This is a genomic window from Actinoalloteichus spitiensis RMV-1378, from assembly GCF_000239155.1.
GTDB classification, from domain to species: Bacteria; Actinomycetota; Actinomycetes; order Mycobacteriales; family Pseudonocardiaceae; genus Actinoalloteichus_B; species Actinoalloteichus_B spitiensis.
This window is the reverse complement of the sequence record NZ_AGVX02000708.1, coordinates 1-1,439: the sequence shown is the minus strand read 5'-3', so window position 1 is coordinate 1,439 and position 1,439 is coordinate 1. Positions and strand designations below refer to the sequence as shown.

2 protein-coding genes are annotated in these 1,439 nt (G+C 71.2%); one reads left to right on the top strand and one right to left on the bottom strand.

Annotation, left to right across the window (positions count from 1 at the left end; genetic code table 11):
* A partial coding sequence (locus tag ACTIDRAF_RS0224300) for a DUF6474 family protein (protein ID WP_016701277.1) occupies positions 1–343 on the top strand: 343 nt, incomplete at its 5' end.
* Positions 344–406: 63 nt separating this feature from the next.
* On the opposite strand, the gene ACTIDRAF_RS0224295 is transcribed toward ACTIDRAF_RS0224300, so the two are convergent.
* On the bottom strand, positions 407–1,393 hold the full coding sequence (locus ACTIDRAF_RS0224295) for a glycine betaine ABC transporter substrate-binding protein (protein WP_016701276.1): 987 nt from the start codon (positions 1,391–1,393) through the stop codon (positions 407–409).
* Positions 1,394–1,439: the final 46 nt, after the last annotated feature.

Genomic DNA, 1,439 nt, shown 5'->3' with positions numbered 1-1,439 from the left:
GGGAGCCGCCGCGAGGGTTCGGGAGTTGTACGACCAGGCCAGGGCCCGGCGGATGGGGGTGCCGGTGGATCGGCTCCCCGAGTTCAGCGGGCACGGCGCGGCCCTGCACGCGCGGGTGGCGAACGCCCTGGACTCGGTGGACGAGTTGGACAGGAGGTCGGGGGCGGACGGCGGGGGCCGGTTCGTGACGGAGGCCAGGAACCGCTGCGGTCAGCTCCTGGCAGCGGTACGCGCGGCGGAACGGATGCCCGCGCCCCGTCGCCGCGCGGCGCACCGGGCGATCGACCGCGAGTTGGCGGTCGTGGAGACCGAGCTGCTGCACCGCTTCGACGTCCACCCCTGAGGTCGAGTGCCCCGGTGGGGGCCGCGGCGGCGGTCGCCCGGGTCCGCCGCGGCCCCCGGGCGGTCAGCCCCGGCTGACGAAACCCTCGGACACCAGCCAGTCCAACGCCACCTGGTCGGGGTCGGCTCCGTCGACGTCGACCCGGGCGTTCAGGTCCGCCATGACGTCGTTGTTGAGGGCCTCCGCCACCGGGATGAGGACCTCCTCGATCTCCGGGTGCTCGGCGAGCGTCTCCGTGCGCACGGTGACCGCCGCGTTGTACCGGGGGAAGAACGACAGGTCGTCCTCGAGGACCACGAGGTCCAGGCCCTTCACCCGACCGTCGGTGGAGAAGATCTCACCGAAGTTGCAGGTCGTACCGTCGGCCGTCGCCTGGTAGATCGGGCCGGTCCCCAGGGTGTGGATGTTGCCCGGCTCGGCGGTGAAGCCGTAGGTGGCCTCCACGCCGGGCATCCCGTCGTTGCGGCTGGCGAACTCCGTCTCCAGGCAGAAGGTTCCCTCGGCGGGATCGGCGTTGACCAGCTCGGCCATCTCGGAGAGGGTGTCCACCCCGAGGCGGGCGTGGTTGGCCTGGTTGAGCGCGAAGGCGTAGGTGTTGTCCACGGGCGACATCGCGATCCACTCGATGCCGTGCCGTTCCCGGTCGATCTCCCGCACCGCCTCGAACTGCTCCTGGGCGTCGGGGATCGGGTCGGTGAACCCGTTGTAGCTGATCCAGGACGTTCCGGTGTACTCCCACTGGAGGTCGATCTGACCTGCCTCCAGCGCCTCCCGTGCGCTGTTGGAACCCTGGATGTTGGTGAGGTCCCGGATTTCCGCTCCGGCGGCGGCCAGGGCGAACTCCGCGATGTAACCGAGGATCCAGTTCTCGGTGAAGTCCTTGGACCCCACGGTGAGGGTGACGTCCTCCAGCCCGGGGAGGGGCTGGATCGTTCCGGGGCCCACGTCGAGCGGCAGGGCCGATCCGGAACTGAGGCCGCACCCCGACAGCGCGGTGGCGGTGGCGGCGGCGGCCGCCAGCAGGGCACGTCTGGTGCGTTTCCGACTCATCGCAGTCCCTTCGGTCCCAGCAACTGCTCGGCCAGGCCGCCCAGCC

What these genes read in the sequence shown, in the direction of transcription:
- ACTIDRAF_RS0224295 (WP_016701276.1), bottom strand. Translation starts at nt 1,393, where the DNA reads ATGAGTCGGAAACGCACCAGACGTGCCCTGCTGGCGGCCGCCGCCGCC.